Origin of the sequence: Actinospica sp. (assembly GCF_035552695.1) — a bacterium.
GTDB lineage: Bacteria > Actinomycetota > Actinomycetes > Streptomycetales > Catenulisporaceae > Actinospica.
This window is the reverse complement of the sequence record NZ_DASZKT010000216.1, coordinates 35,090-60,537: the sequence shown is the minus strand read 5'-3', so window position 1 is coordinate 60,537 and position 25,448 is coordinate 35,090. Positions and strand designations below refer to the sequence as shown.

Sequence of the window (25,448 nt, the reverse complement as noted above, 5' to 3'; positions counted from 1 at the left end):
TCAAGGAGTAATACCCATGAACGCCCGTGCGTTCCGCAAGGCCGCCGTCGTCACCGGCATCGCCGCCGCCTCCGCGCTCGTCGCCTACCCGGCGCATGCCGCGGACGCGTACACCGCCTTCGTGTTCAACACGAGCTCGGCCACCGAACCCACGATCTACGACTTCATCGACTCCGCGACCTCCAGCCTCGACATGACCATGTACGAGCTCACCGACACCACGGTGGAGAACGACCTGATCAACCTTGAGAGCAGCGGAGTGACGGTCCGCGTCATCCTGGACTCGAAGGAGCAGTCGAAGAACCAGTCCGCCTACGACACGCTGACCGGCGGGGGCGTCGGCGTGGTCTGGTCCTCCAGCTCCTTCAACTACACCCACCAGAAGACGATCACCGTCAACGGCACCGAGTCGCTGATCCTCTCCGGCAACCTGACCTCGAACTACTACACGACCGGCCGCGACTACGGGGTCTTCGACACCGACTCCGCCGACGTGTCCGCGATCGAGGCCGTGTTCAACGCCGACTACGCCGGCACCGCGATCACCCCGGGCGACGGCGACGACCTGCTCTGGTCGCCCACCGACGCGCAGAGCCGGCTGCTGTCGATCGTCAACGGCGCCACCAAGACCCTGGACATCGAGGAGGAGGAGTTCAGCGACTCCGCGCTGATCAACGCGGTCGTGGCCAAGGCCGAGGCGGGCGTCGCGGTGCGCGTCGTGGTCGAGGACCCGTCCTCCTACTCCTCCGAGATCTCCAAGATCACGGCGGTCGGCGGCCAGGTCGTCGGCTACTCGAGCAGTACTGGCCTGTACATCCACGCCAAGGCGATCGTGGCCGACTACGGCCTGTCCGACGCCGCGGTCGAGGTCGGTTCGATGAACTGGACCGCCAACTCGCTGGACGACAACCGCGAGCTGGGCATCATCCTCAACGACACCGCGGCCGAGACGGTGGTCGAGAACCAGTTCGGCTCGGACTTCGCCGGCGGCACCGCCCGGTAACCGCGTCGACACCGAGAGGATGGCGGCTGCCCTCGCCGCGTTCGTGACAGCGGATCGGTAGGAACCGCGGGCGCGGCAGGGTAGCTTGGAAACGTGACTATCTTCTTCGAGCTGTTCAGCCCGGGCCAGCGGCACCGTGTTGACGAGCAGGAGCGCCTCGAGCACACGCGCGAGGCAGAGGCGCCCTCGGAGCCCGGCCGCGGACCGATCGACCTCGGGTCCGGAGTCGTCCGGATCAAGCCTCCGGCCTCCACCGATGAGGTGGAGGCCGGAGGGTCGGCGGTCGAGGACGAGGCCGCCGAGTCGTAGGAGCCCGGCGCGGAGGCGAGTCGCGCGCCGGGCTCGGCTCAGGGCGTCAGGCGGGGATCCGCTCCGGCGCCACCGCGGTGGCCGGGGCCAGTGCCAGGTTCAGCACGTCGCGCACGTCCGAGACCAGGTGGATCTCCAGCGCCGCACGCACCTCCTCCGGCACCTCGTCGAGGTCCGGCTCGTTGCGCTTCGGCAGCAGCACGACGGTCGCCCCGGCGCGCTGCGCGGCCAGCAGCTTCTGCTTGACCCCGCCGATCGGCAGCACCCGTCCGGTCAGCGAGACCTCGCCGGTCATCGCCACCTCGGAGCGCACCGGACGGCCGGAGAGCAGCGAACCGAGAGCGGTCACCATCGTGACGCCCGCGCTCGGGCCGTCCTTCGGCACCGCGCCGGCGGGCACGTGCACGTGGACGCCGCGGTCCTTCAGGTCGCCAACCGGCAGTTCCAGCTCGGCGCCGTGCGAGCGAAGGTAGGACAGCGCGATCTGCGCCGACTCCTTCATCACGTCGCCCAGCTGCCCGGTCAGCGTCACGCCGGTCGAGCCCGTCTCCGGGTCGGCCAGTGAGGCCTCCACGAACAGCACCTCGCCGCCCGCGCCGGTCACCGCGAGTCCGGTGGCCACGCCGGGCACCGCGGTGCGCTCCGCGCTCTCCTGGGTGTGCCGCGGGTGGCCCAGGAACTCCGGCAGGTTCTCCTCCGTGACCCGCACCGGCAGCTCCAGTTCGCCGACCGCGGTCTTCGCCGCCGCCTTGCGCAGGACCCGCGCCAGCGAGCGCTCGAGGTCGCGCACGCCCGCCTCGCGGGTGTACTCGGCCGCGATCCGCCGCAGCGCGTCGTCCTCGACCGACGCCTCGTCCGAGGTGAGCCCGGCCCGCTCCAGCTGGTGGGGCAGCAGGTGGTCGCGAGCGATCGTGACCTTCTCCTGCTCCGTGTAGCCGTCGAGACGGACCAGTTCCATCCGGTCAAGCAGCGGCCCGGGGATCGCCTCGAGCACGTTGGCGGTCGCCAGGAAGACGACGTCGCTCAGGTCGAGGTCAACCTCGAGGTAGTGGTCCCGGAACGTGTGGTTCTGCGCCGGGTCGAGCACCTCGAGCAGCGCCGCGGACGGGTCGCCCCGGTAGTCCGCGCCGACCTTGTCGATCTCGTCGAGCAGCACGACCGGGTTCATCGTCCCGGCCTCCTTGATCGCGCGCACGATCCGGCCGGGCAGCGCCCCGACGTAGGTGCGCCGGTGTCCGCGGATCTCCGCCTCGTCCCGCACGCCGCCCAGCGCCACGCGGACGAAGCTCCGTCCCATCGCGCGCGCCACCGACTCGCCGAGCGAGGTCTTGCCGACGCCGGGCGGGCCGACGAGCGCGAGCACCGCGCCGGAGCGCCGTCCGCCGACCGCGGCCAGTCCGCGCTCCTCGCGCCGCTTGCGCACGGCCAGGTACTCGACGATGCGCTGCTTCACGTCGTCCAGACCCGCGTGGTCCGCGTCCAGCACGGCGCGGGCGCCCGGCAGGTCGTACGCGTCCTCGGAGCGCTTGCTCCAGGGCATTTCCAGCACGGTGTCCAGCCAGCTGCGGATCCAGCTCGACTCGGGGTTCTGGTCGCCGCTGCGCTCCAGCTTCTCGACCTCCTTGAGCGCCGCCTCGCGCACCTTCTCCGGCAGCTCGGCCCCCTCGACGCGGGCGCGGTAGTCGTCGCTCTCGTCGGCCGGGCGGCCCTCCAGCTCGGCCAGCTCCTTGCGGATGGCCTCCTGCTGCTTGCGGAGCAGGAACTGCCGCTGCTGCTTCTCCAGGCCCTCGTTCACGTCCTTGCTGATGGACTCGTTGACCTCGAGCTCGGCCAGGTACGTGCGGGTCCACTCGGCGAGCAGCTCGAGCCGCGCCTCGACGTCGATCGTCTCGAGCAGCTGCAGCTTCTGCGCCATGGTCAGGTACTGCGCGTAGCCGGCGGAGTCGGCCAGCGCCGACGGGTCCTGGATCTGCTTGACCACGTCGACGACCTGGAAGGCCCCGCGGTGCTGCAGGATCTTGATCGCGCTCTCGCGGTAGCTCTCGGCCAGCTCGCCGGCGCGCGGCCCCGGCGTCGCCTCGGGCCGGATCTCCGCCTCGACCCACAGCGCGGCCCCGGGCCCGGTCGTCCCGCGCCCGATCTTCGCCCGCCGCGTGCCGCGCACCACGGCCACCGGCTGTCCGCCGCGCAGCCGCCCGACCTGCTCGATCACCGCCAGCGTGCCGTACGCCGCATACTTTCCGTCGGGCCGTGGAACCAGCAGTAGCTCGGGATGTTCCCCCGCGTCAGGATCCAGCCGCGCCGCGTCGATCGCCGCGCGCACGTCGTTGTCGTTGATGTCCAGCGGCACGACCATGCCCGGCAGCACCACTTCATCATCAAGCGGCAGCACAGGCAGGGCCTTGGTGGTGGACGTGATCGCCATGAACGGCTCCCTCTGGTCGTCCGCCGGACTGGCTTACGCCCGACGATTAAGTTGAGTCTGCTGTGCTCAACTTGACGGCCTGACGGGGTGTTCCCCAACCGTGTTCGCTGTGAGCGATCGGCCCATGACGTGCGGCGATGGCTGTTGCGGGGGGTGGGTGCGGCTCGCCGAAGGCAAAATCGCCGCTTCGCGACTGTGATGATCAAGCGCCGCCCGGCTTGGTCTTCGCGAGGCGCACGTCGGCGGCCTGCGGAAGGGCGGATCTCCAGGCTGAATGCTACGTGAAGTGTTGCGCGCGCTGCTTCTTCGGTTCGTCGAGCGCGAGTTCACCCTCGAGCAGCAGCAGCCGCATCCAGCAGGTCAGGTCGATGCCGGTCAGAGCGGGTTCGAGCCCCGCTCGTCGCGTCGAGATCGAGCACCGTCCGGGTATCGCCCGACCAGCGGCGGTGGCCTGCGGGAGCGAGGTATTCGTTTCGGTGCGCGCCGCCCAGGCGAGCTCACTGGCCGAGTCGCTTGAAGAGATGGACGTCCTCGTTCTCCCCGGGGATGCCCAGTGTCCGTCCCGTCTCGACGTATCCGTATTTCTGGTAGAAGCCCGGCGCCTGGAAGGTGAACGAGGAAACGCACACCCGGTCGCAACCGCGCCGCGCCGCCTCCGCCTCGGCCGCCGCCAGGATCTTCGCGCCCCAGCCGTCCTTGCGGTGGTCCGGGTGCACCCACAGCATGCTGATGCCGCACAACCCGGCCCAGGTCCATCCGGTCAGTCCGCCGATGATCTCCCCGTCAGCCTCGGTGACTTTCACGGAGAAGGCACTCTGATCTGCCCTGCTCGTCCCGGTGGCTGCGAAGTTGTATTCGTCCAAGCCCTTGTCAAGGACTTCGGCGAGCCCGGGGTCACGGTCACCAACGGCCAGTGACGCCGCGGCGCGATCATCAGTCATGGCAGGCAGTTTGCCACAGGGATGTCAAGTACTACGCAATGGCCGGGAAGGGTTACAGCGCCCCGCAAGTGCGCGTCGATCCAGCCAACCGCGGCTGCGGCAGGCTGCAATAGCGCAGGCCAGGCAGCACTGTTGCACCCGCGGGCTGCATCCGGCCGACAGCAGTGAAGCGCCGAGGCTAGTGTCGGGTCAGGGCTCGTACCGTTCATATAGCCGAGCGAGCCTGGCGTTTAACTGTTCGCGAAGGGGACTGATCTTGTCCGCCCATTTTTCTTCACGTTGGGAGACTCTTCGTCGGCTTCCACGTAAGGCGCCGACGCTACTTGACCGCGCTGGGAGCTGCGCGGCGGATGATCACTGTCGCGAAGCGGCGATTCTTGGTCGGTTAGCCTGCTGATGCCGGCAAGTCGGCTGCCTGGCGGCCCGCGATCCGGATCTGGCTATACGTGTGGACCTGCGGTCGCCGGTGCGGCTACTGTCGCGGCGTGGCGATCGGCGCGGGCGAGGCACTCGGGGTGAGGGCGGCGGGCCGGCTGGCTCGGCTGGACGGGCGGGTGTGCAGGATCGAGGCGGGGCTGACCGACTCGGAGATCGCGCGGTGCGAAGCGGTGTTCGGATTCGAGTTCGCCGACGATCATCGGGCGTTTCTCGCGGCGGGTCTGCCGGTGAGCATCGTCGAGGACGATCCGCCTGGGGTCATTCGCACGTATCGCGAACCGTGGCCCGATTGGCGGGGTGGGGATCCGAACGAGCTGCGTAAGCGGCTGGACTGGCCGGTCGAGGGCGTGCTCTTCGACGTCGAGCACAACGTGTGCTGGCTTGACGAGTGGGGTGAGCGGCCGGAGGACGTCGGGCAGGCGCTTGACGTTGCTGGCAGGCACCTTGCGGATGTGCCGAAGCTTGTTCCGGTCTATGGCCACCGCTATCTGCCTTCCGGCCACGGCGGTTACGGACACTTGGTGATGTCCGTCTGGCAGACCGACATCATCTGCTACGGCGCCGATCTGGCCGACTACATCGACCGCGAATTCGGTGCGCCGTCCGACGAGCAGAGGTCGTCCGACAAACAGAGGCCGTCCGACGAGCAGAGTGCGCCCAGCGATCCGTCGCCGGATCCGCGGGCGACGGTCGAGTTCTGGCGGGATTTCCTGTGAGGGCTAGGCCCGGTGTTCGGCGGCCCACTGACGTGCGTGGGCGAGCCTTGCCGGAATCGGCGGGTGGGTGGCGAAGAGCAGCACGGTGAGCGGGTGCGGATCGAGGTCCGCGAGATTGCCGACGGCGAGGCGGCGCCAGGTGGCGACGACGGCGGCGGGGTCGCGGGTGAGGTCCATGCCGAATTGATCGGCGCGGCGCTCGATGCGGCGGCTGTAGGCGTTGAACAGCGGGCCGCCGAGCGCGCCGAGGACCGTCGCGATCGCGAGGAACAGCGCGATCGCACGCGGATCCTGCGGGCCGGTGACGTGCGCGGCGCTGTGCAGCACGTGAAGTGACAGCGCCCAGGCGAGTACGGCCACTGAGACGATCGTGCCCACAGCGCCCACGGCGGTGCCGAAGACGACGTCCTGGCGCTTGGCGTGGCCGAGTTCGTGGGCGGCGACGCTGGCGATCTCTGCCGTCTCGCAGTTCTTGATCGTCGTGTCCCACAGCACGATCCGGCGCGTTCTGCCGAAGCCGGAGACGTAGGCGTTGTTCGCCGTCGTGCGCTTCGAGGCGTCGGAGACGAGGACGTCCTGCACCTTGACCCCGGAGCCGTCCGCCAGCTCCATCAGCCGGGTCCGCAGCTCGCCGTCTTCGAGCGGACGGAACTTGTTGAACAGCGGCTCGATCACGACCGGAAGCAGGAAGGAGAGCACGAAGACGAGGGCCACGCCGCAGGCTCCGGCGACGAGCGGCCAGTTGCCGGGCACGGCGCGGGTGATGGCGAAGAAGCCGAGCGATACGGCCGCGAACAGGATCCCGCCGATGAGGAAGCCGCGCAGCGAGTCGAACCAGAACAGCTTCCGCGTGCGCGTACTCAGGCCCCACGCCTTGTTGATCCGCTCCCGCCACAGCGAGAACGGCACGTCGAGCAGCCACAGCACCACCCGCAACGCCACCGCGCCGAGCAACGCCGTCGCGATCCAGCCGCCTCCGGCCAGCTTGCCCGCAGCGTGCACGAGTGCGCTGCCCGCAGGGGAGAAGCCGAGAACGAAGACGGCAACGAGATCGGTGGCGAGCGACGTGTAGCGCACCGGCGCCGTGGCACGCTTCCTGGCCTTCGAGCGCGCGTACTGCTCGGGCGTGAAGTCGGGTAGGTCCGGGACGTCGGGCACTTCGGGGGCGTCGAGATCGGCGGTCACGCGTCCATTCTTACTGCGTCGGGATCGAGATGCCGGTCACCGAACCCGCGAACTCCGTCGTGCCGTCCACGCCCGAGTCGATGGCGAACGACCATGTGCCGCCTCCGGTCGGTGCGCTCGTGAAGTATTCCGATTCGCTGACCGTCTCCCCGATGGTCATCTCCCAGGTCTTGGTGGAATTCTTCGTGCAGTCGCTGCCGGTGGAGTAGTCCAGGACCTTGTCGCCGGCCTCCATCGCGGTCTCGCCGGCCTTCGCTCCGCTGCACGTCCACTCGCCGTCGATCGCGGCGGTGAACGAAATTTTCGCCGAGACGGTGCCGTCGCCGTTCACGGTGATGCTGCTCAGCGTCACCGTGTTGTCGAACAGGTCGGCGGCGAGCTGCTGGTTCACGGTGTACGTGCCGGGCTTGTAGCTGGTGGAACCGCCGTTGGCGCTCGAGCTGGAGCCGGAGGTGGAACTCGCCGAAGTCGTCGCCTCGATGGCGTTGGCGGACGTCGTATGGGTCACGGAGACGCTTCCCGTTCCGCCGGATCCGGTGTTCTGCGAACTATTGCCGCCACGGTCGACGAGCAGCACAGCGGTGATCGCACCGGCCATCACCAGCGCGCCGCCGACGCCGACCAGCGCGAGGAATCCCTTGCGGTCCCGTGAGACGGCCGGGGCCGGCGCGGGCATGCCGTGCAGCGCGGCGAAATCGCTGGGCGGGGTAGGCGTGTACGCGATCGGCTGGCGGTACGGAGGCTGAGCGGACGGGGACGGCGGCGCGGGAGGCCCCGCGGCGGACTGCGCGGGCGCCGCCGCGGGGCCGCCGAGCGCCTGCTGCAGCTCCTGCTTGCGCTGGCTCAGCAGACCCCTGACACCGTCCGGCAGCCACAGGCCGTCGTGCAGGACCGCGCTCGAGGACAGCGACACGTGCTGCAACAGCTGCTCCGGGGTCGGGCGCCGCGCCGGATCCCGTTGCAGCATCGGCGTGACGAGCGCCTTCACGTTGTCGGGGACGCCGGTCAGGTCCGGCTCGCCGGTGGCCGAACGATGCGCGATCGCCAGCGGGTCGCCGGTGCCGAACGGACCGGTGCCGCGCGCCGCGTACACCAGCACACACCCGAGCGAGAAGACGTCGGAGCGCGCGCTCGGGTCCTTGCCGTGCAGCACCTCGGGCGCGATGTAGCCGGGCGTGCCCACGGTCATGCCGACGGCCGTCAGCGAGGTCTCATCGCCCACCGCGATGCCGAAGTCGATGACCACCGGGCCGTCCGCGGCCAGCAGGATGTTGTGCGGCTTCACGTCCCGGTGCACCAGGCCCGCGCGGTGGATCGCCACCAGCGCCTCGGCCAGCCCGCCCGCCAGCGCGAAGACCGCCGACGCGGGCAGCGGGCCGGTCTTGACGACGGACTCCGCCAACGAGGGCGCGGGCACGTACTCGGTGGCTATATAAGGACTCTCCCCCGTCGTGTCCGCGTCCACGACGCTCGCCGTGTACAGCCCGGAGACCGACATCGCCGCCCGGGCCTCGCGCGCGAAACGCTCCCGGTAGCCCGGCTGGTTCGCCAGGCCCCGGCCGATGACCTTGACCGCGACCGCGCGCCCGGCCGGCGAGGTGGCCAGATAGACCCGGCCCATGCCGCCGTCGCCGATCACTGCCCGCAAGCGGTACGGCCCGAGCCGCTGCGGATCATCCCCACCCAATCCAAGCACGGCGACAGCGTAGTACGGGGTGCAGACGGCCAGGCGCGGCGATCAGCCGCCGTTCTCAAGCCGGTCCCGCAGCGTTATCTACCCTGCTCGGCCAGCTCGACGGCCGCCTCACGCGCCTCCTCGAGCAGCAGCAGCAACTCCGCCTCGCCGACCGCCGGGTTGATCAGGCACGCACGCAGCACCGGGCGTCCTCGATAGAGCGAGTCGGTGACGAACACGCGGCCGCGCGCCTGGATCGCCGCCGCGAGACCGTGCGTGATCCGGTCGGCCTCCGCATCGTCGATTCCCGCGGGCGCGTAGCGGAACGCGACGATGGAGACCTCTGTCTCGGCCGCCAGTTCGAAGTCCGCGTCCTTCGCGACCATCTCGTCGAGCTCCCGTGCGGCGTTCGTGCACGCCGCGATGTCCGCCGCGATGCCGCTCCGGCCGCGCGCCGCCAGCGCCGCCCACACCGACAGCGCGCGGAACGGCCGGGTCTGTTCGATCCCGTACTCGCTGTACCAGCCGAGCGGATCGCCCGAGTCGTCGCGCAGATACGGCGGCACCAGCGAGAACGTCTCGCGCAGCTGCGCGCGGTCGCGTACCAGCAGGCAGCCCACGCCCGCCGGGACCTGCAACCACTTGTGCGGATCCAGCGCCACCGAGTCGGCCAGCTCCATGCCCGCGTACCGTTCCGCGATCACCGGGTCCAGCACGCCGAACGCCCCGTACGCGCCGTCCACGTGGAACCAGAGTCCTGATTCCGCGCAGGCCGCCGCGATGTCCCGCAGCGGATCGACCGCGCCCGTGGTGACCGTCCCCGCCGAGCCGACCGCGAGGAACGGCAGCGCCCCGGCCGCGCGGTCCGCGGCGATCGCCTCGCGCAGCGCGGCCGGGTCGAGGTGCCCGAAGCCGTCGTCGGCCACCGTGCGCAGGCTCGCCCTGCCGATGCCGAGCAGCTCGATCGCCTTGCCCACGCAGGAATGCACCTCGGCCGTCGCGTACGCGGTGAGCTGTGGCGCGCCGGAGAGGCCCCGTTCGCGCACGTCCCACCCCGCACCCGCCAGCGCGCGCTGCCGCGCGGCGCCGATCGCCACGATCGTCGCCATGGACGCGCCCGAGGTCAGCAGCCCGGCGCCCTGCTCGTGCGGAAAACCGGCCAGGTCGGCGATCCACCGCACGACCGCGCGCTCCAGGTAGATGTCGGCGTGGTCGCCGCCCGCCGAGGACGGGTTGACCGCCGCCGCCAGCAGCGCCCCGGCGATCCCGGCCGGGTGCGGAGCCGCGTTCACCCAGCCGAAGAACGCCGGGTGCCCGTTGCCCATCGGATACGCCAGCACCCGCCGCTCGATCTCGGCCAGCAGCGCGCCCGGATCGGCGCCCGCCTCCGGCAGCGGCTGCTCGGCGAGCTCGGACCGCAGCCCGGCCGGCGTCGGCCGCCACACCGGATGCTCATCGAGCCCGGTCAGGTGCCCGGACGCCGCGCGCGCGGCCGATTCGAGGAACTGCTGCACGTCGCTCATGGACCAACTTTAAAGCTCCAATATGGCAGGATCATTCCGTGACGACGATCCGCTTCACTCCGGAGGAGACCGCCGCCTGGTACGCCTCCGTGCCCAAGGTCGCGCTGTCCGCGAGCGCCGTCCTGCGCGATGAGCAGGGCCGGATCGCTCTGGTGCGCAACACCTACCGCGACGGCTGGTCGCTGCCCGGCGGCGTCGTGGACGAGAACGAGCCGCCCGCCGAGGCCGCGATCCGCGAGGTGCACGAGGAGCTCGGGCACGAGGTCGTCGGACCGGCCACGCTGCTCGTCGTGCAGTGGGCCGGCCGCGGCATGGGGCCGGTGCAGTTCCTCAACTTCACCTTCGACGTGGGCGTCTGCGCGGATCCGGCGCTGCTCGTGCCGCAGGAGGAGGAGATCGCCGAGATCGGGTTCTACGCCCCGGACGCGCTGCCCGAGGGCCTGCGCCCCTTCATGCGGCACCGCATGGACACCATCATCGGCAACGGCTTCCGCGGGGTCGCGTACCTGCAGGAGAACGACACCTTCTGACCGGGACCGGCCCCGGGCGACGCGAGCGAGCCAGCCGAGCTGACCGACGGCGCTAACCGACCGCGCTAACCGACCGCGCTGAGCTCGGCCACGATCCGCGGCAGCGCCTCGGAGATCGGCTCGCGCACCACCTCGGTGGCCAGGTCGTCGTACGCGGTGGGCTCGTTGTTGACGATCACCAGGTCGGCGCCGTGCATCGCGGCCAGCTCGCACAGCCCGGCCGCCGGCTGCACCCGCAGCGTGCTGCCCACGGCCAGGAACACGGCCGCGCCGCGGGCTATCGCGGCGGCCAGGCCCAGCACCTCCTCGTCCAGGTTCTGGCCGAACATGATCGTCGCCGCCTTGAGGATCCCGCCGCAGCGCTCGCACGGCGGGTCGGGCTCCCCGGCCGCGACCCGGTCGAGCACCCCGCGCATCGCGCCGGTCCAGCCGCAGCGCCACGCGGGCTGGGTGCATACGACCTCGAACATGTTGCCGTGCAGTTCGAGCACCTTGCGCGGCGTCGAGCCGGCCCTGTGGTGCAGGCGGTCGATGTTCTGCGTCAGCACCCTCACACTGCGGTGCCGCTCGAGCTCGGCCAGGGCGAAGTGGCCCTCGTTCGGCTGCGCGTGCCACGCCGGATTGTCCCGCCGCGCGATCCACGAGCGCACCCGCAGTTCGGGATCGCGCAGGTAGTCGGCGTAGTTCGCGGTCAGCTCGGCGATCGGGTTCTGCGTCCACACGCCCATCGGCCCGCGGAAGTCCGGGATACCCGAGGAGGTCGAGATGCCCGCGCCGGTGAGCACGGCGACAGGACCGCGCCGCTCCCGCCAGTCCGGAACCTCGTCGGTCGTCTCGGTACGGTCCACGCCGTCACTCATGCGGTCACGCTATCGAATGACTCACTGATCCTTGACCGAGATTCCGAGCGCCTGAGCCAGATCCACCGCCAGCTCGACGGCCTGTCCGCTGTCGATGATCGCCCCGCGCAGGTTCTGGTAGCCGTCCACGACCTCGACGACGGTCGCGTCCCGGAAGTCCACCCGCGTCAGTTTCGACTTCGCGAACTTGGCCCCGCGCAGCGCGCTGCCCGGGAACTTCACATCCTTGAGCTTCGACCCGGAGAAGTCCACGTCCCGCAGGATGCAGTCCTCGAACACCACCTCGTGCAGCTCGGCGCCGCGGAAGTTCACCGCGTCGAGCTTGCAGCGCTGCAGGACGACGCGGCGCAGCTTCGCGCTGAACGCTTCGATCCCGGCGAGGGCGCTGGAGAGCACGGTCACGTCCAGCCACTCGCTCTCCGCGAGATCCGTGCTCAGCATCCGCGATCCGCGCCACCATACGTCGGTGTGCTTGGTCCGCCGCATCCGCATCTCGTCGAACTGCACGTTCTCGAAGGCGCACTCGGTGAACCGGCTGCTGCCCACGTCCGCACCCCGCTCGTTCGCGGATTCGAAGCGGCACAGGTCGTAGTTCCAGTCGCGCCGGAGCGGGCTCGGGCCCGGCTCCAGCGCCTCCGCATACGGCAGGTCGGCCACGTCCTGCGGGATCTTCGTCATGCCATCACGGTAGACGGCGCCACCGACACGCGCTCAGGCCGCCACCGGCTCGTCCAGCTCCCCGGTCAGCGCGATGATCCGCGGACCGGCCTTCGAGGGCGATCCGGCGTCGAACGGCGGCTGCGGGTCGTACTCGATGATCAGCTGGACCGCCTTGGCCCTGTCCTCGCCGGCGATCTGCGCGGCGAGCGTGAGCGCCATGTCGATGCCGGAGGAGACCCCGGCCGCGGTGACGATCTTGCCCTGCTGCACGACGCGCTGCTCGGTGTACTTCGCGCCGAGGCTCTCCAGCAGCGCCACCTGGGCCCAGTGCGTCGTCGCCTCGAGGCCGTCGAGCAGCCCGGCGGCGGCGAGCACGAGCGAGCCGGTGCAGACGGACGTGGTGTAGCGGGTCGTGGCGTGGATGCGGCGGACCCATTCGAGCATCGCCTCGTCCTTCATGGCGGCGCGCGTGCCCCCGCCGCCGGGGATGACCAGCACGTCGGCCGAGTCGATCTCGCTCAGCGCGGCGGTCGCGTCGAAGGCGAGAGCCGGGTTGTCCGCGTGCACGAGCCCTGCCGCGGCCGCCGCGAAGGTGATCTTCGTGTCGGGCAGCAGGCGCAGCACCTCGTACGGCCCGATCGCGTCGAGGGCGGTGAAGTTCGGGAAGATCGGAATCACGATATCCATGCTCTGAGTCTCGCCGCCGAACCGGCCTGGCGGCAATGACGCATGGGCGACAGATTACGCCATGCCCTGGCGGGTGAACCGCTCCCGATACTCGTGCGGCGCCACCGCGAGGACCCGCTGGAACGAGCGCTGCAGCGTGCGCAGCGTGCCGAAGCCGCAGACCCGCGCGATCCGGTCGAGCCCGTCCTCGGTCGTCTCCAGCAGGCGGCACGCGGCCTCGACCCGCACGGCCTCGACGTACCCGGACGGACTGTGCCCGGTCTCCGTCGGGAACACGCGCAGGAACTGACGCTCGCTCAGCCCGACCCGCGCGGCCAGCGCGGGCACCGACAGATCGGCCCCGGGATGGTCCGCGATGTATCCGAGCAACTCGCGGATCGGCTCGCGCGCGGGCCGCTGGGCAGTCAGCTGCGCCGAGAACTGACGCTGATTTCCCGGCCGCTGGACGAACACCACGAGTTGCCGCGCGATACGCCGGGCCTCGGCGCCGCCGAGATCCTCCTCGACCAGCGCGAGCGCTAGGTCGATCCCCGACGTGACGCCCGCCGAGGTCGAGACCTCGCCCTCCCGGATGAAGATCGGGTCGGCGTCCACGGCGACGCTCGGATACCGCACGGCCAACTCGGCGGCGCGGCTCCAGTGCGTCGTGGCCCGCCGGCCGTCCAGCAAACCGGCCTCGGCCAGGAAGAACGCGCCGTTGCACACGGACGCGACCCGGCGCACCCGCGTGGCCGCGTCCCGGATCCACGCCACGTACCGGGGGTCGGCGACCGCCGCGTCCGTCCCACGCCCGCCGACCACGATCAGCGTGTCGGCACCCGAGAACGGCCGCGCCGTCTCGGCCTGCACGGACAAGCCGTTGCTCGCCGCCACGAGCCCCGGCTCGAAGGCGACCGGGCGCAGCGCGTACGTCCCCCGCGCACGCCGCTCGGCCTGCGAGAAGACCTCGAGCGGTCCGGTCAGGTCGAGGATCTGGAAGTCGGGGAAGATCAGAAAGACGATCTCGCGGGTCATCTCGCTCCCGTCGCTCACGTCGCCCCCGTGATCACGCCAATCGCTCCGCGGACGCCGCGAGCCCCGTCGCGACGGCCTCGAGCCGGTCCGCGTACTCGATCCGCGAGCGCCAGCCCGCCGGGAACGCGTCGATCCCGTACGCGGCGCCGGCGAACGCGCCGGCCAGCGCGGCGATCGAGTCCGAGTCCCCGGACGTCGTGGCCCCGCGTCGCACGGCCGCGGGCGGGTCGTCCGGGAAGAGCAGGAAGCACAGCAGCGCCGTGGCCAGCGCCTCCTCGGCGATCCAGCCCTCGCCGGTGAGCCCACAGGGGTCTGATTCGCGGTCACCGAGCCGGAGGGCCGCCTCGAGCCGGTCCAGCACGCCGAGGCACTCGTCCCAGCCGCGCACCATGAAGGATTCCGCGGAGCCGTCCCGGGCACGCTTCCACAGGTCGCCGAGCCACCCGTAGTGGTAGACCTCGCGTTGCTCCTCGGCCCGCGCCCGCAGCGCGCCCGGCAGGTCCTCGGGCCGCAGACCGCCGAGCAGCCACCAGGTCGCGTACGCCGTGAGCTCGCTCGCCGCGAGACCGGTCGGGTGACCATGCGTCAGCGCGGCCTGGAGTTGCGCCGCACCCGCCCTCGTGGATGAGGAGATGCCCGCGACCAGGCCGACCGGGGTGACGCGCATGTTCGCGCCGCAGCCCTTCGAGCCCGCCTGACTGGCCTCGACCCAGGGCTTGCCCTCCGAGAGCCCCGCGCACGCGCGCAGGCACGTCGTGCCCGGCGCGCGGTTGTTGTCGGGGGAGTGGGCCCATTCGACGAAGCGCCGCGACCACACCGGCGCAAGGATGTCGGCCGTCAGCGGGCCGCCCGACACTTCGACGAGGCCTTCGCCGACCGCCAACGCCATCTGCGTGTCGTCAGTGACGAGCGCGGGCTCCGGCAGATCGGCCGGTCCCTTCGGACCGTACCGCCGCTGGATCTCGGCGACGGAGGCGAACTCCGTGTCCTTCCCCAGCGCATCCCCGTAGGCCAGACCGAACAGCGAGCCCGCAACCGTCATGCGGATGATCGTACGGCCTGGGCGACCTCCGTGGCCGTGACCGTGGCCGTCCCCGTGCGCTTGCCTCGGACGGCCACCAGTTCCCCGACGTGCAGATCGGCTCGGCTGAACGCTTGGGCCTTCGTGCCGAAGCGGGTCTTGTCGGTCAGCGTCACGGTCACCGACTCGCCGTTCGAGAGGACCGTGCCGGTGAACGAATCAGTGCCCAGCGACACGATCGTCACACGGAAGGTCAGGGCGCGCTTGGCGCTCGACGTGGGCGACGGCGAGGCCGACGCGCTCGATCCACTGGAGGCCGCGGTGGCCGCGGGACTCGACGACGAGCCGAACGCGAGCCACGCGCCGAGGCCCAGCACGCCGGCCACCAGTACCGCGCCCACGAAGATCAGTACCGAGCGCGTCCGGTTGGCCGGAGCGGCGGCCATCGGCTGGGTCGGGTAGAAGACCGGCTCCGGCGGCGCCGCGTACTCCGGCGGAAAGGCGTACGCGGACTGGGTCTCCTCCTGCTGCGCGCGCTCCTCGGCCTGCCGCGCGCGGAAGGCGTCGAACTGCCCGATCGGATCGGCGGCGCCGCCCTCGTTCTCATCGCTGGACATGGCACCAGTTCACCCGATCGGACGTAAGAACGGCGTCAGCCCCGGCGCGCGCCGCGCCACAGGTGAAAAACCGGTTGTGCGGAGCGAATCCGCTCTGCCAGCCTCGGAACTTCCCCCTTTTCTCCTTCCGATCCCTCGCCCTGTGGAGTTCCGCATGCGCGTGTACCTGACCGCTGTCCGATTATCGCTGCGCCGCTACCTGGCCTACCGCTCCTCAGCCGTCGCCGGCGCCTTCACCAACACCGTCTTCGGCTGCATCCGCGCGTTCGTGCTGATCGCGCTCTGGAAGCAGAAGCCCGAGATCGCCGGCTGGGACCTGGCCGACGCCGTGACCTACGCCTTCCTCACCCAAGGGCTCATCACGCCGATGGGCATCTTCATGAACAACACCGACCTCGGCCCGCGCATCCGGACCGGCGACATCGCCGTCGACCTCTACCGGCCCGTCGACTTCCAGACCTGGTGGCTCTCCCTCGACCTCGGCCGCGCGCTCGGCGCCGGAATGCTGCGGACCCTGCCCCCGGTGCTCTTCGGCGTGCTGCTGTTCCCGGTCAGGCTGCCGCTGAGCCCGCTGCGCTGGGCGGAGTTCGCGGTCTGCTGCTTTCTCGGCTACCTGATCAGCTTCGGCCTGCGCTACCTCGCCAGCCTCGCGACCTTCTGGACCATGGACGAGCGCGGCATGTCCTCGATCCTGGTCGCGCTCGGAATGTTCTGCTCCGGGCTGATCATCCCGCTCACCATCATCCCGGGCGCGGTCGGCACCGTCCTGCTGCACACGCCCTGGGCCGCGGCCATGCAGATGCCGATCAACGTGCTGCTCGGCACGCAGAGCGGCGGCTTCGGCTACGCACTCGCCTTCGGAAGCCTCTGGGCCCTGCTACTGCTCGGTGCCGGACGCCTGCTCACCGACGTGGCGCGGCACAAGGTGGTGGTCCAAGGTGGCTGAAGTCATGACCGAGGCCGACGACAAGCCGCTATGGGGCCCGGCCGCCTACCTGCTGCTCGTGCGCATCTGGATGCGCGCCGCCTCGCAGTACCGTGTCTCGCTCGTGCTCACCACGCTCGCACAGTTCTTCACCACCTGCCTCGATCTGATCGCGATCCTGGTCATCTACACGCACGTGCAGACGATCGCCGGATTCACGCTGCCGGAGACGCTGTACCTCTACGGCACCACGCGCCTTGCCTTCGCCCTGTCCGACGTCGTGGCCAGCGGCGTCGAAAACCTGGCGACCATGATCCGGCTGGGCAACTTCGACCTCGTACTCATCCGCCCGGTCAGTTCGCTCGCGCAGGTGCTGGCCGACCAGTTCACGCCCAAGCGCTTCGGCAAGCTCCTGACGCCGATTCTCACGCTCGGCTGGGCGCTGCACGCGCTGCCGGTGCACTGGACCGTGCTCAAGGGCGCGGTCTGCGTCGGCACGGTCCTGTGCGGCTTCGCCCTCTACTGCGCGCTGTGGGTGCTCACCGGCTGCGTCAGCTTCATCGCCGTGGACGCCCAGGAGGTCGCGAACAGCTTCACCTACGGCTCCGAGAACGCGACCGAGTACCCGCTGAACATCTTCGGCAGGCCGCTCGGCCTCGCCCTGACCTTCGTGCTGCCGGTCGCGTTCGTCACCTGGCAGCCCTCGCTCTACGTGCTGGGCCACTCCGACCCCTTCGGCCTGCCGGGCTTCCTCCGCTTCGCCTCGCCGCCGGCCGCCGCCCTGCTGTCGGGGCTCGCCGCGCTCGCCTGGCGCGCCTGCATCCGCCACTACCGCTCGACCGGGAGCTGAGCCACGTGACCCTCTCTTCGATCACCGAGCCGATCATCCTCGCCGAAGGCCTGACCAAGACGTTCAGTTCCCGCAAGTCCGCCCCCTTCACCGCCGTCGACGGCATCGACCTGCGCGTGGCGGCGGGCGAGCTCGTCGGCTACATCGGACCCAACGGCGCGGGCAAGAGCACCACCATCAAGATGCTGACGGGCATCCTCAGCCCGAGCTCGGGCCTGCTGCGGGTCGCGGGGTACGAGCCGCAGCGCGAGCGGGTCCGGCTGGCCCGGCAGATCGGCGTCGTGTTCGGCCAGCGCACCACGCTCTGGTGGGACCTGCCGCTCAAGGACTCGTTCACGCTGCTCCAGCGGCTCTACAAGATCCCGCCGAGCCGCTACGCCGCGAACCTCGCCTACTACACCGAGGCCCTGGACCTCGGCCCGTTCCTGGACAAGCCGGTCCGCCAGCTCAGCCTCGGCCAGCGGATGCGCGGCGACATCACCGCCGCGCTGCTGCACGACCCGGCCGTGGTCTACCTGGACGAGCCGACGATCGGGCTCGACGTCGTGTCCAAGCACGCCGTGCGCGAGTTCCTCAGCGATCTGAATCGGCGCACCGGCACCACGATCCTGCTCACCACGCACGACATCGCCGACATCGAGCGGCTGTGCTCGCGCGTCGTCGCGATCGACCACGGCCGGGTCACCTACGACGGCTCGCTGGCCGACCTGCGCGCGGACCGGGATCTGGAGACCGTGGTCCGTGAGCTGTACCTGGGGAGATCGTTGGTTGATACAACCGAGTGAGTGAACGGCGTGCCTCCGCGATCAGTTCCGCCGCCTGGGTGACGATCAACTGAAGATCTTCAGGCGACGTGGCGGAGGTGCCCGATGAGCGGCTCGGCGAAGGCGAGGAACAAGGGCCGGCCCCGGCGCGGGCCGGCCCGCCCGGCCGCGCGCGGCGCCGAACGCGCGGCGAGCCCCGGCGCGCCGCAGCCCATCGACGCGCGCGGCGCCGTTCCCGGACAGCGCTACGGGACGGACCCCGCCGCGTCCGCGCCCGAAACCTCCTCAGTCCCCGGCCCGCCCGCGTCGGAAGGACGCCCCATGCACGGTCTGCCCCCCTCGTCCGTCAGCACCCTGCCCGCCCGCACCGCGACCGCCCCGGCCCGGCTCTCCCTCGCCTCCCCGGCGCCCGCCCCCGACCGCTCGCAGTCCTCGATCTCGGTGCCCGGCCCCGGCAGCTCCTTCGCCCGCGGCTACGCGGCCCCGGCCGACGCCGTCCGCTGCGCGATGCTCGGCAGCCCGCCCACCTTCTGGTTCGACGGCGACTCCGGCCGGCTGACCATCGCCGTCGAGAGCGGCCGCCTGGTGGCCAGCGCCGTCGTGCACATCGGCGAGGACCTCGCGCGGCTCGTCGCCGCGGTGCTGCTCAACCACGAGGGCGAGGCCGCCGACGCGGTCGCCCCGGTGCGCGCCGCGCTCGAGGAGTTCGCGGCGGTCTCCGGCCACGGCGAGGTCGAGGTGACCGCCGACCTGTCCGGGGCGAGCCCGCGGCTCGGCTGGCTCTCCCGCTTCGACCCGGCGCCGTGGGTCACCTGGCACGACTGGTGGGCCGCCTTCGGCGCCAGCCCCGCCGGGCGCACCGCCACCGCGATCGGCGGGGCCGAGGCCGCCGGCGACATCGACGACTGCTTCAGCCGCCAGGGCCTGCGCGTGGTGCGCTGCGCCGAGCCCGAGTGCCGCGCCCCGCTGACCGACCGGCACCCCGCGTGGCCCGGCGTCTGGAGCGCGGCCGGGGGCACGCTGGGCCCGGTGTGCGCCGCGTCCGCCGCCGGGGCGCCGTGGCCCGCCGGGCTGCTCGGCGCCGCCCCGCACCGGGTTGCGGAAGGGTAACGATTCGCCCGGGAGCGCGGAAAACGGGACGAGCTCCGGCCGGAATCTGATTAGTTTACATTAGCTAACTAGTTCCGGGTAAGGATGATTCATGTCCAGCGACGGCTCGATAACCACGGTCGGTGCCCCCCGGCCGGTCCCGCATTCGAAATTCGGCCACTTCCGGCACGCGATGAGCGCGGGTCCGGAGCACTCCCACTACAAGTGGGTGGCGCTGACCAACACCACCGTCGGCATGCTCCTGGCCACGATCAACAGCTCGATCGTGCTGATCTCGCTGCCCGCGATCTTCAACGGCATCAAGCTCAACCCGCTGCAGTCCTCCAACACCAGCTACCTGCTGTGGATGCTGATGGGCTACATGCTCGTCACCGCGGTGCTGGTGGTGACGCTCGGCCGGCTCGGCGACATGTTCGGCCGCGTCAAGCTGTACAACCTCGGCTTCGCGATCTTCGCCGTCTGCTCGATCATCCTCTCGCTCGACCCGTTCACCGGCGGCAAGGGCGCGATCTGGCTGATCGGCTGGCGCGTGGTGCAGGCCATCGGCGGCTCGATGCTGATGGCGAACTCCGCCGCGATCATCACCGACGCCTTCCCGGCCAACGAGCGCGGCATGGCGCTCGGCATCAACATCGTCGCCGCGCTCGCCGGCTCGTTCATCGGCCTGGTCCTCGGCGGCGTGCTGGCCTCGTGGGACTGGCGCTCGATCTTCTGGGTCAACGTGCCGATCGGCGTGCTCGGCACGATCTGGGCCTACAAGTCGCTGCACGAGACCAGCGTGAAGCGCAAGGGCAAGATCGACTGGTGGGGCAACATCACGTTCGCCGCCGGTCTCGCCTCGCTGCTCGCCGCGATCACCTACGGCATCCAGCCCTACGGCGGGCACACCATGGGATGGACGAGCCCGTGGATCATCTCCGGTCTGGTCGGCGGCGTCGCGCTGCTGATCGTCTTCCTCATCGTGGAGGCGCGGGTCGCCGAGCCGATGTTCCAGCTCAAGCTGTTCCGCAACGTCACGTTCTCCAGCGGCAACGCGGCCTCGTTCCTGATCGCCGTCGCGCGCGGCGGCCTGCAGTTCATGCTGATCATCTGGCTGCAGGGCATCTGGCTTCCGCTGCACGGCTACGACTACGCGGACACCCCGCTGTGGGCGGGCATCTACCTGGTGCCGCTGACGATCGGCTTCCTGGTGTCGGGCCCCGTCTCCGGGAAGCTCTCCGACCGGCTCGGCCAGCGCTCGTTCGCCTGCTCGGGCCTGCTGCTGATGGCGGTGAGCTTCGGCGGGATGCTGGCGCTGCCGACGAACTTCAGCTACCCGGTCTTCGCGCTGCTGATCTTCCTCAACGGGGTGGGCGGCGGCATGTTCTCCGCGCCCAACACCTCGATGATCATGTCGAGCGTCGGTCCCTCGCAGCGCGGCGCTGCCTCGGGCATGCGGGCCACGTTCATGAACGCGGGCAGCCTGTTCTCCATCGGCGTGTTCTTCTCGCTGATGGTCATCGGCCTGGCCAGCGCGCTGCCGAGCACGATCGTCACCCAGCTCACCGCGCAGCACGTGCCCGCCGCGGTGGCCCAGCAGGTGGCCGCGATCCCGCCGGTCGGCGTGCTGTTCGCCGCGTTCCTGGGCTACAACCCGATGCAGCAGCTGCTCGGCAGCCACGTGCTCGCCAGCCTGCCGAAGCAGAACGCCGCGACGCTCACCGGGCACCAGTTCTTCCCGAACCTGATCTCCGGCCCCTTCCACCACGGGCTGATGATCGTGTTCTGGCTCGCCATCGGCATGAGCCTGGTCGGCGCCGCCGCCAGCCTGGCCAAGCCGAAGCTCGCGGACGCCTGACGCCCCGGCCGTCGCCCCCACGACGCCCACCGCCCCGTCGCGCGAGAAGCGCGGCGGGGCGGTGTCTGTCATGCGGCGTGCGGGCTGTCGCACCTCCGCGGCTTCGGCTCGCGAGGATCAGTGCGGCTGCTCGACGCCCTGACGCAGCAGCCGGGTCGCCTCGGCCTCGGTGCGCGGGCTCGGGATCTCGGCACCGGGCGGAAGCTGACGCGCCAGCAGATCCGCGTAGACCTCCTGCAGGTGCGTCGGCCTGCCCGCCGCCGGGGTCGTACCGCCCGAGGTCGGCACGACGACGCCGCTCAGCGGGTCGTCGGTGCGCGCCGCGGTCAGCGTCAACACGCCGCCGACATCGACCGCCGCCGCGTCGCGCGCCGTGAGCGGCTGCAGGCTCCAGCGCTGCTCGATCGTCTTGAGCACGCTGGTGTGGTCGAAGGGCGTCGCGCCCGCGGGCACCCGGTACACCGTCCCGGCCGGGATCAGCGGCGAGACCAGCACGGTCGGCACGCGCGGTCCGAAGCGGGTGAAGTCGAAGCCGAACTCGCCCGCCGAGTTGTCCGGCGGGGTCGCGTTCGTGGGCGGCGGCACGTGGTCGTAGCAGCCGCCGTGCTCGTCGTAAGTCAGGATGAACAGCGTCTTGTCCCAGGCGGGGCCGTTGCGCAGCGCCGTGTACGTGTCGTGGATCAGCTTCTCGCCGAGCGCCACGTCGTAGTTCGGGTGCTGGCTGTTGCCGGTCGCGCCCCAGGAGGGCTCGAGGAAGGCGAAGCCCGGCAGCTTGCCCGCGGACGCGTCGCTCTGGAAGTCGGTGAACAGCCCGAAGTTCGCCGCCGGGGCCACGGCCAGATCCGGGAAGGTGTGCTTGGTCAGCGGCTCGGCGTCGTAGCCGTAGACCTTCCAGGGGACCCCGGCCTTGGTCAGCGAGGCGCAGATCGAGGGCGAGGTGAAGGTCTTCGTCTTGTCGTCCATGTGGCCCTGGCTGGTGCCGGAGAGCACGAACGCGCGGTTCGGCAGCGTCTCCGTCGGGACCGAGCCGAACCAGTGGTCGCACACCGCGAAGCCTTTGGCCAGTGCGGAGAGCACCGGCAGCGCCTCCGGCGTGAAGCAGCCCATCACGTCCTGCGGCTGGGTTCCGCTGACGATCGACCAGCCCTCCTTCGCCTCCCAGCCGATGGTGTACGCGTAGTCGGTGACGAACCCCTGCATCGTCGCGGTCGGCGGATTCGGCGCGGTGTTGGAGCCGAACAGCTGGCTGTTCGTCGCCATGTAGCCCTCACCCGGGTCCGCGCCCGGCATGAAGTAGGCGTTCGGGGCGGACGGATTGATCGGGAAGACCGGCACCGGCTTCCCATCGGTCCCCGGGTTCGACTCGCTCCCGCTGAGCCCCTCGAACGGCTGGCCGCTCGGCGAGGCGTTGCCCGAGTCCTGATACAGGTACCCGAGCATGTGGTCGAACGAGCGGTTCTCCAGCATCAGGACGACGATGTGCTCGATCGCGCCGAGCTGCGAGGCGGCGCCCGCCGTCGTGTCCGCTGTCATGTTTATGACCCTCCGTCAGATTCACCGTGCCTGGGTCGAGTGTGGCACGGTGAGGTGACAGGAGGTACACGTACCGTGAAACGGAGGGTGCGCTGGTTCGCTGACCCGCGTGTTTCTATGTACTTCGGGTACCACGACAGGATTCGGCCGACTCGGTTCCTCGGCCCACGCGATCGGGGCGGCCGCCAACAGCACCGTCCCGGCTCCGATCCACTTCAGCATCCGCGATGTGCGTGACATCATCTCGGCCTCCCGAAGTCATTGCACTACCCCTGTGCACCCGAGTCTGGTGCGCGCGACCCGGCGCCGCGCTGTGCGTTACGCCTTGTGGGTAAGTAAACCGAGTCAGCGCGCGACGGGCCGCCACAGCAGGGGAGAGGAGAGCACCATCGTGGACGAGGGCGTGCCGTGCTCGGCCAGCCGATCGATCAGTTCCTCGAACTCGGCCATCGTGCGAACCGCGACGCGCAGTTGGCAGCAGTAGTCCCCGGTGAGCCGATGCACTTCGAGGATCGCCGGGTCCCGCTCCAGCACCTCCGGGTGCCGCAACAGGCAGTTCGGCCCGTAGCAGGACATGCGCACCAGCGCCGCCACCGTCCGCCCGACCTTCGCCGGATCCACGTGCGCGTGGTAGCCGGTGATCACGCCCTGCTCCTCCAGCCGCCGCACGCGTTCGCCGACGGCCGGGGCGGACAGGCTCACCCGGCGGCCGAGTTCGTTGAAGGAAAGCCGACCGTCGCGCTGCAATTCGTCGATCAACCGCCAGTCGGTTACGTCCGGAAACTCATTACGGGTAGACACCTTTCGATCATAAAGCGAGTTGCCCCGATCAGCCTCCGACGGCCATTCATCTTTCGCCGTGGCTGCGGTTCCATGAAGCTCATGATGACCGACCAGGTGGGGCGCTCCCGCACGGCCTCGAGCGAGTATGCCCAGTACGCGTGCCTCGACGAACTGCTGGACCTGCAATGGCCGCGTACCGAGGCGGCGGCTGAGCTGTCTTTCATCATCACCACGCAGGTGATGGAGCTGTACTTCAAGCTGCTGCACCACGAATGGGCCGCGGCCTGCGCGAAGCTCGACGACAACGACGTGCGCGGCGCGATCGTCGACCTGCGTCGCGGCCACGGCGTCCAGGACGCGCTGATCGCCTCGTGGGAGGCCCTGCGCACGCTCACCCCGGCGGAGTTCGACGAGTTCCGCGACGCGTTCGGCGCGGCTTCCGGCGTCCAGTCGGAGCTCTACCGCGACCTCGAGCAGGCGCTCGGCGTGCCGTACCCGAGCCGGCCGCGGCTGCCCAGCCTCGAGGAGGCCGCGACGAAGCTGCTGGAACGACGTGGCCTGACGGAGGGTTGGCGTGATGTCTACGCCCACTGCGCCGAGTACCCGGAGCTGATCGACCTCGGCGAGGCTCTGTTCGACGCGGCCGACCGCTTCACCCGCTGGAAGCAGCGCCACCTGCTGTCCGTCTGGCGGTCGATGGGCGCGAAGCAGGGCTCGGCCGGGACCTCGGGCGCGGACTGGCTCGCCCGCGGCGTGCACCAGAAGTACCTGCCCGAGCTCTGGGACGTGCGGACGGAGTGCTGGGCATGACACTCGAAGCGCGCGCAGCAGCGCTCGACGCGGCCAACCCGCTCCGCCACTGCCGCGAGCGTTTCCTGCTCCCGGACGGCGTGACGTACCTCGACGGCAACTCGCTCGGCGCCCTTCCCGCAGCGGTGCCCGAAGTCATGCGGGACGCTGTGCACCGGCAGTGGGGCACCGGCCTGATCGGCTCGTGGTTCGGCGAGGACGCGGCGTGGTGGGGGCTGCCGCAGCGGCTCGGCGACCGCATCGGCACGCTGCTCGGCGCGGCGGCCGGACAGACCGTCGTCGGCGACTCCACGTCGGTGCAGATATTCAACACCCTGACGGCCGCGGCACGGCTGCGCCCCCGCCGTCGCCTGCTGCTCACCGACGCCGGGCACTTCCCGACCGACGCCTACCTCGCGGATTCCGTGGGCGAGATGCTCGGCCTCGAAGTGCGTCGCGTGACGCCGCACGAATTGCGTGACGCCATGAACGACGAGGTTGCCCTCGTCGCGTTCCCGGCCGTCGACTTCGCGACCGGCGAGCGCTGGGACATTCCGGGTCTCACGGCCGCCGCGCACGAGGCGGGAGCGCTGGTCGTCTGGGACCTGTGCCACGCGGCGGGCGCCCTGGAACTGGAGCTCGACGCCTGGAACGTCGACTTCGCGGTCGGCTGCACGTACAAGTACCTGTCGGGTGGGCCCGGCGCCCCGGCGTTCGTCTACGCGGCGCAGCGGCACCACACCGCGATGCGCCAGCCGCTCACCGGCTGGACCGGCCACGCCGATCCCTTCGCGATGCGCGGCACGTACGAGGCGGCCGAGGGCATCGGCCGGGCACGCATCGGCACGCCGACCGTGCTGTCGATGCTCGCGCTGGAGGCGGCGATCGGCGCGTTCGACGGCGTGGAGCCGGCGACGTTGCGTGCGCAGAGCCTCAGCCTGACCGGGTTCTTCATCGAATGCTGCGACGCGCTGCTCGGCGGCCTCGGCTTCGAAATCGTCACCCCGCGAGCTTCGGAGCGGCGCGGCAGCCAGGTGACCCTTCGCCACCCGGAGGCGGCGAAGCTGGTCCCGGCTGCCGCCGAGCGCGGGGTCGTGGGGGACAAGCGTGAGCCGGACCTGCTGCGCTACGGCTTCAACGCGCTCTACAACACGCACGCCGACGCGCTCCGCGCCGCGACGACACTCGCCGAACTGACGGCATAAGCGATACGGCATGAGCAATGAGGCCGGTGCGGCTGCCCGCGCCTGAGG

General features: G+C 70.6%; 23 protein-coding genes and 1 pseudogene. 11 read left to right on the top strand and 13 right to left on the bottom strand.

Annotated elements, in window-relative coordinates:
• Positions 1 to 16: 16 nt before the first annotated feature.
• Both VG296_RS24995 and VG296_RS24990 read left to right on the top strand, forming a co-directional pair.
• The gene (locus tag VG296_RS24995; RefSeq protein ID WP_325569729.1) at positions 17 to 1,003 is read left to right on the top strand and encodes a phospholipase D-like domain-containing protein; all 987 of its coding nucleotides are present in this window, start codon (positions 17 to 19) and stop codon (positions 1,001 to 1,003) included.
• Positions 1,004 to 1,096: 93 nt separating this feature from the next.
• The gene (locus VG296_RS24990; RefSeq protein WP_325569727.1) at positions 1,097 to 1,312 is read left to right on the top strand and encodes a DUF6191 domain-containing protein; all 216 of its coding nucleotides are present in this window, start codon (positions 1,097 to 1,099) and stop codon (positions 1,310 to 1,312) included.
• A gap of 46 nt (positions 1,313 to 1,358) precedes the next feature.
• Here the strand turns inward: VG296_RS24990 and lon are convergent, their stop codons facing one another.
• Both lon and VG296_RS24980 read right to left on the bottom strand, forming a co-directional pair.
• Positions 1,359 to 3,737: an endopeptidase La gene (gene lon / locus VG296_RS24985; protein ID WP_325569725.1), complete on the bottom strand. Its 2,379-nt coding sequence runs from the start codon at positions 3,735 to 3,737 to the stop codon at positions 1,359 to 1,361.
• Between the two features lie 497 nt (positions 3,738 to 4,234).
• Positions 4,235 to 4,678: a GNAT family N-acetyltransferase gene (locus VG296_RS24980; RefSeq protein WP_325569723.1), complete on the bottom strand. Its 444-nt coding sequence runs from the start codon at positions 4,676 to 4,678 to the stop codon at positions 4,235 to 4,237.
• Positions 4,679 to 5,163: 485 nt separating this feature from the next.
• On the opposite strand from VG296_RS24980, the gene VG296_RS24975 reads away from it, so the two are divergent.
• Positions 5,164 to 5,832, top strand: a complete 669-nt coding sequence (locus tag VG296_RS24975; RefSeq protein ID WP_325569721.1) for a hypothetical protein — start codon at positions 5,164 to 5,166, stop codon at positions 5,830 to 5,832.
• A 3-nt stretch (positions 5,833 to 5,835) separates the two neighbouring features.
• Here the strand turns inward: VG296_RS24975 and VG296_RS24970 are convergent, their stop codons facing one another.
• From VG296_RS24970 to VG296_RS24960, 3 genes are all read right to left on the bottom strand, one after another.
• Positions 5,836 to 7,017, bottom strand: coding sequence for a M48 family metallopeptidase (locus VG296_RS24970; RefSeq protein WP_325569719.1), 1,182 nt, complete (start codon positions 7,015 to 7,017; stop codon positions 5,836 to 5,838).
• A gap of 10 nt (positions 7,018 to 7,027) precedes the next feature.
• The gene (locus VG296_RS24965) at positions 7,028 to 8,713 is read right to left on the bottom strand and encodes a serine/threonine-protein kinase (RefSeq protein ID WP_325569717.1); all 1,686 of its coding nucleotides are present in this window, start codon (positions 8,711 to 8,713) and stop codon (positions 7,028 to 7,030) included.
• 74 nt (positions 8,714 to 8,787) lie between these two features.
• Positions 8,788 to 10,215 carry a pyridoxal phosphate-dependent decarboxylase family protein gene (locus tag VG296_RS24960; protein ID WP_325569715.1) on the bottom strand — a complete coding sequence of 476 codons (1,428 nt, stop codon included), beginning with the start codon at positions 10,213 to 10,215 and terminating at the stop codon, positions 8,788 to 8,790.
• Positions 10,216 to 10,253: 38 nt separating this feature from the next.
• Between VG296_RS24960 and VG296_RS24955 the strand changes: the two genes are divergently transcribed.
• The gene (locus tag VG296_RS24955) at positions 10,254 to 10,745 is read left to right on the top strand and encodes an NUDIX domain-containing protein (RefSeq protein ID WP_325569713.1); all 492 of its coding nucleotides are present in this window, start codon (positions 10,254 to 10,256) and stop codon (positions 10,743 to 10,745) included.
• A 65-nt stretch (positions 10,746 to 10,810) separates the two neighbouring features.
• On the opposite strand, the gene VG296_RS24950 is transcribed toward VG296_RS24955, so the two are convergent.
• From VG296_RS24950 to VG296_RS24925, 6 genes are read right to left on the bottom strand one after another with little or no spacing between them, the layout of a single operon-like run.
• The gene (locus VG296_RS24950; RefSeq protein ID WP_325569711.1) at positions 10,811 to 11,605 is read right to left on the bottom strand and encodes a Sir2 family NAD-dependent protein deacetylase; all 795 of its coding nucleotides are present in this window, start codon (positions 11,603 to 11,605) and stop codon (positions 10,811 to 10,813) included.
• Between the two features lie 21 nt (positions 11,606 to 11,626).
• Positions 11,627 to 12,283 (bottom strand): pentapeptide repeat-containing protein, encoded by a 657-nt coding sequence (locus tag VG296_RS24945; protein WP_325569709.1) that lies wholly within the window; start codon positions 12,281 to 12,283, stop codon positions 11,627 to 11,629.
• 33 nt (positions 12,284 to 12,316) lie between these two features.
• A complete protein-coding gene (locus VG296_RS24940) occupies positions 12,317 to 12,952 on the bottom strand; it encodes a DJ-1/PfpI family protein (RefSeq protein ID WP_325569707.1) in 636 nt (211 codons plus the stop codon).
• A gap of 54 nt (positions 12,953 to 13,006) precedes the next feature.
• Complete coding sequence (locus tag VG296_RS24935) at positions 13,007 to 13,966, bottom strand: GlxA family transcriptional regulator (RefSeq protein ID WP_349259681.1); 960 nt, start codon at positions 13,964 to 13,966, stop codon at positions 13,007 to 13,009.
• A 31-nt stretch (positions 13,967 to 13,997) separates the two neighbouring features.
• Positions 13,998 to 15,008: an ADP-ribosylglycohydrolase family protein gene (locus tag VG296_RS24930; protein ID WP_325569704.1), complete on the bottom strand. Its 1,011-nt coding sequence runs from the start codon at positions 15,006 to 15,008 to the stop codon at positions 13,998 to 14,000.
• Entirely contained in the window at positions 15,005 to 15,604 is a 600-nt protein-coding gene (locus VG296_RS24925) for a hypothetical protein (RefSeq protein ID WP_325569703.1), read from the bottom strand. Before VG296_RS24925 ends, VG296_RS24930 begins: the two co-directional genes overlap by 4 nt.
• A gap of 154 nt (positions 15,605 to 15,758) precedes the next feature.
• Here VG296_RS24925 and VG296_RS24920 point away from each other — a divergent pair, with 154 nt between their 5' ends.
• From VG296_RS24920 to VG296_RS24900, 5 genes and pseudogenes are all read left to right on the top strand, one after another.
• Complete coding sequence (locus tag VG296_RS24920) at positions 15,759 to 16,550, top strand: ABC transporter permease (RefSeq protein WP_325569701.1); 792 nt, start codon at positions 15,759 to 15,761, stop codon at positions 16,548 to 16,550.
• A gap of 4 nt (positions 16,551 to 16,554) precedes the next feature.
• Entirely contained in the window at positions 16,555 to 17,379 is an 825-nt protein-coding gene (locus VG296_RS24915; protein ID WP_325569699.1) for an ABC transporter permease, read from the top strand.
• Positions 17,380 to 17,411: 32 nt separating this feature from the next.
• Positions 17,412 to 18,095 (top strand): annotated as a pseudogene (locus VG296_RS24910) (ABC transporter ATP-binding protein); the annotation flags it as partial.
• Between the two features lie 369 nt (positions 18,096 to 18,464).
• On the top strand, positions 18,465 to 19,253 hold the full coding sequence (locus VG296_RS24905; protein WP_325569695.1) for a hypothetical protein: 789 nt from the start codon (positions 18,465 to 18,467) through the stop codon (positions 19,251 to 19,253).
• Between the two features lie 172 nt (positions 19,254 to 19,425).
• Positions 19,426 to 21,090, top strand: coding sequence for an MFS transporter (locus tag VG296_RS24900; protein ID WP_349259680.1), 1,665 nt, complete (start codon positions 19,426 to 19,428; stop codon positions 21,088 to 21,090).
• A gap of 117 nt (positions 21,091 to 21,207) precedes the next feature.
• Here VG296_RS24900 and VG296_RS24895 read toward each other — a convergent pair whose 3' ends face one another.
• On the bottom strand, positions 21,208 to 22,623 hold the full coding sequence (locus VG296_RS24895; RefSeq protein WP_325569691.1) for an alkaline phosphatase family protein: 1,416 nt from the start codon (positions 22,621 to 22,623) through the stop codon (positions 21,208 to 21,210).
• Between the two features lie 345 nt (positions 22,624 to 22,968).
• A complete protein-coding gene (locus tag VG296_RS24890) occupies positions 22,969 to 23,424 on the bottom strand; it encodes an Lrp/AsnC family transcriptional regulator (RefSeq protein ID WP_325569689.1) in 456 nt (151 codons plus the stop codon).
• A 72-nt stretch (positions 23,425 to 23,496) separates the two neighbouring features.
• On the opposite strand from VG296_RS24890, the gene VG296_RS24885 reads away from it, so the two are divergent.
• A complete protein-coding gene (locus tag VG296_RS24885) occupies positions 23,497 to 24,216 on the top strand; it encodes a tryptophan 2,3-dioxygenase family protein (protein WP_325569687.1) in 720 nt (239 codons plus the stop codon).
• Positions 24,213 to 25,400 (top strand): kynureninase, encoded by a 1,188-nt coding sequence (kynU, locus tag VG296_RS24880; RefSeq protein ID WP_325569685.1) that lies wholly within the window; start codon positions 24,213 to 24,215, stop codon positions 25,398 to 25,400. The genes VG296_RS24885 and kynU overlap by 4 nt, the downstream gene beginning before the upstream one ends.
• The last annotated feature ends 48 nt before the right edge of the window (positions 25,401 to 25,448 follow it).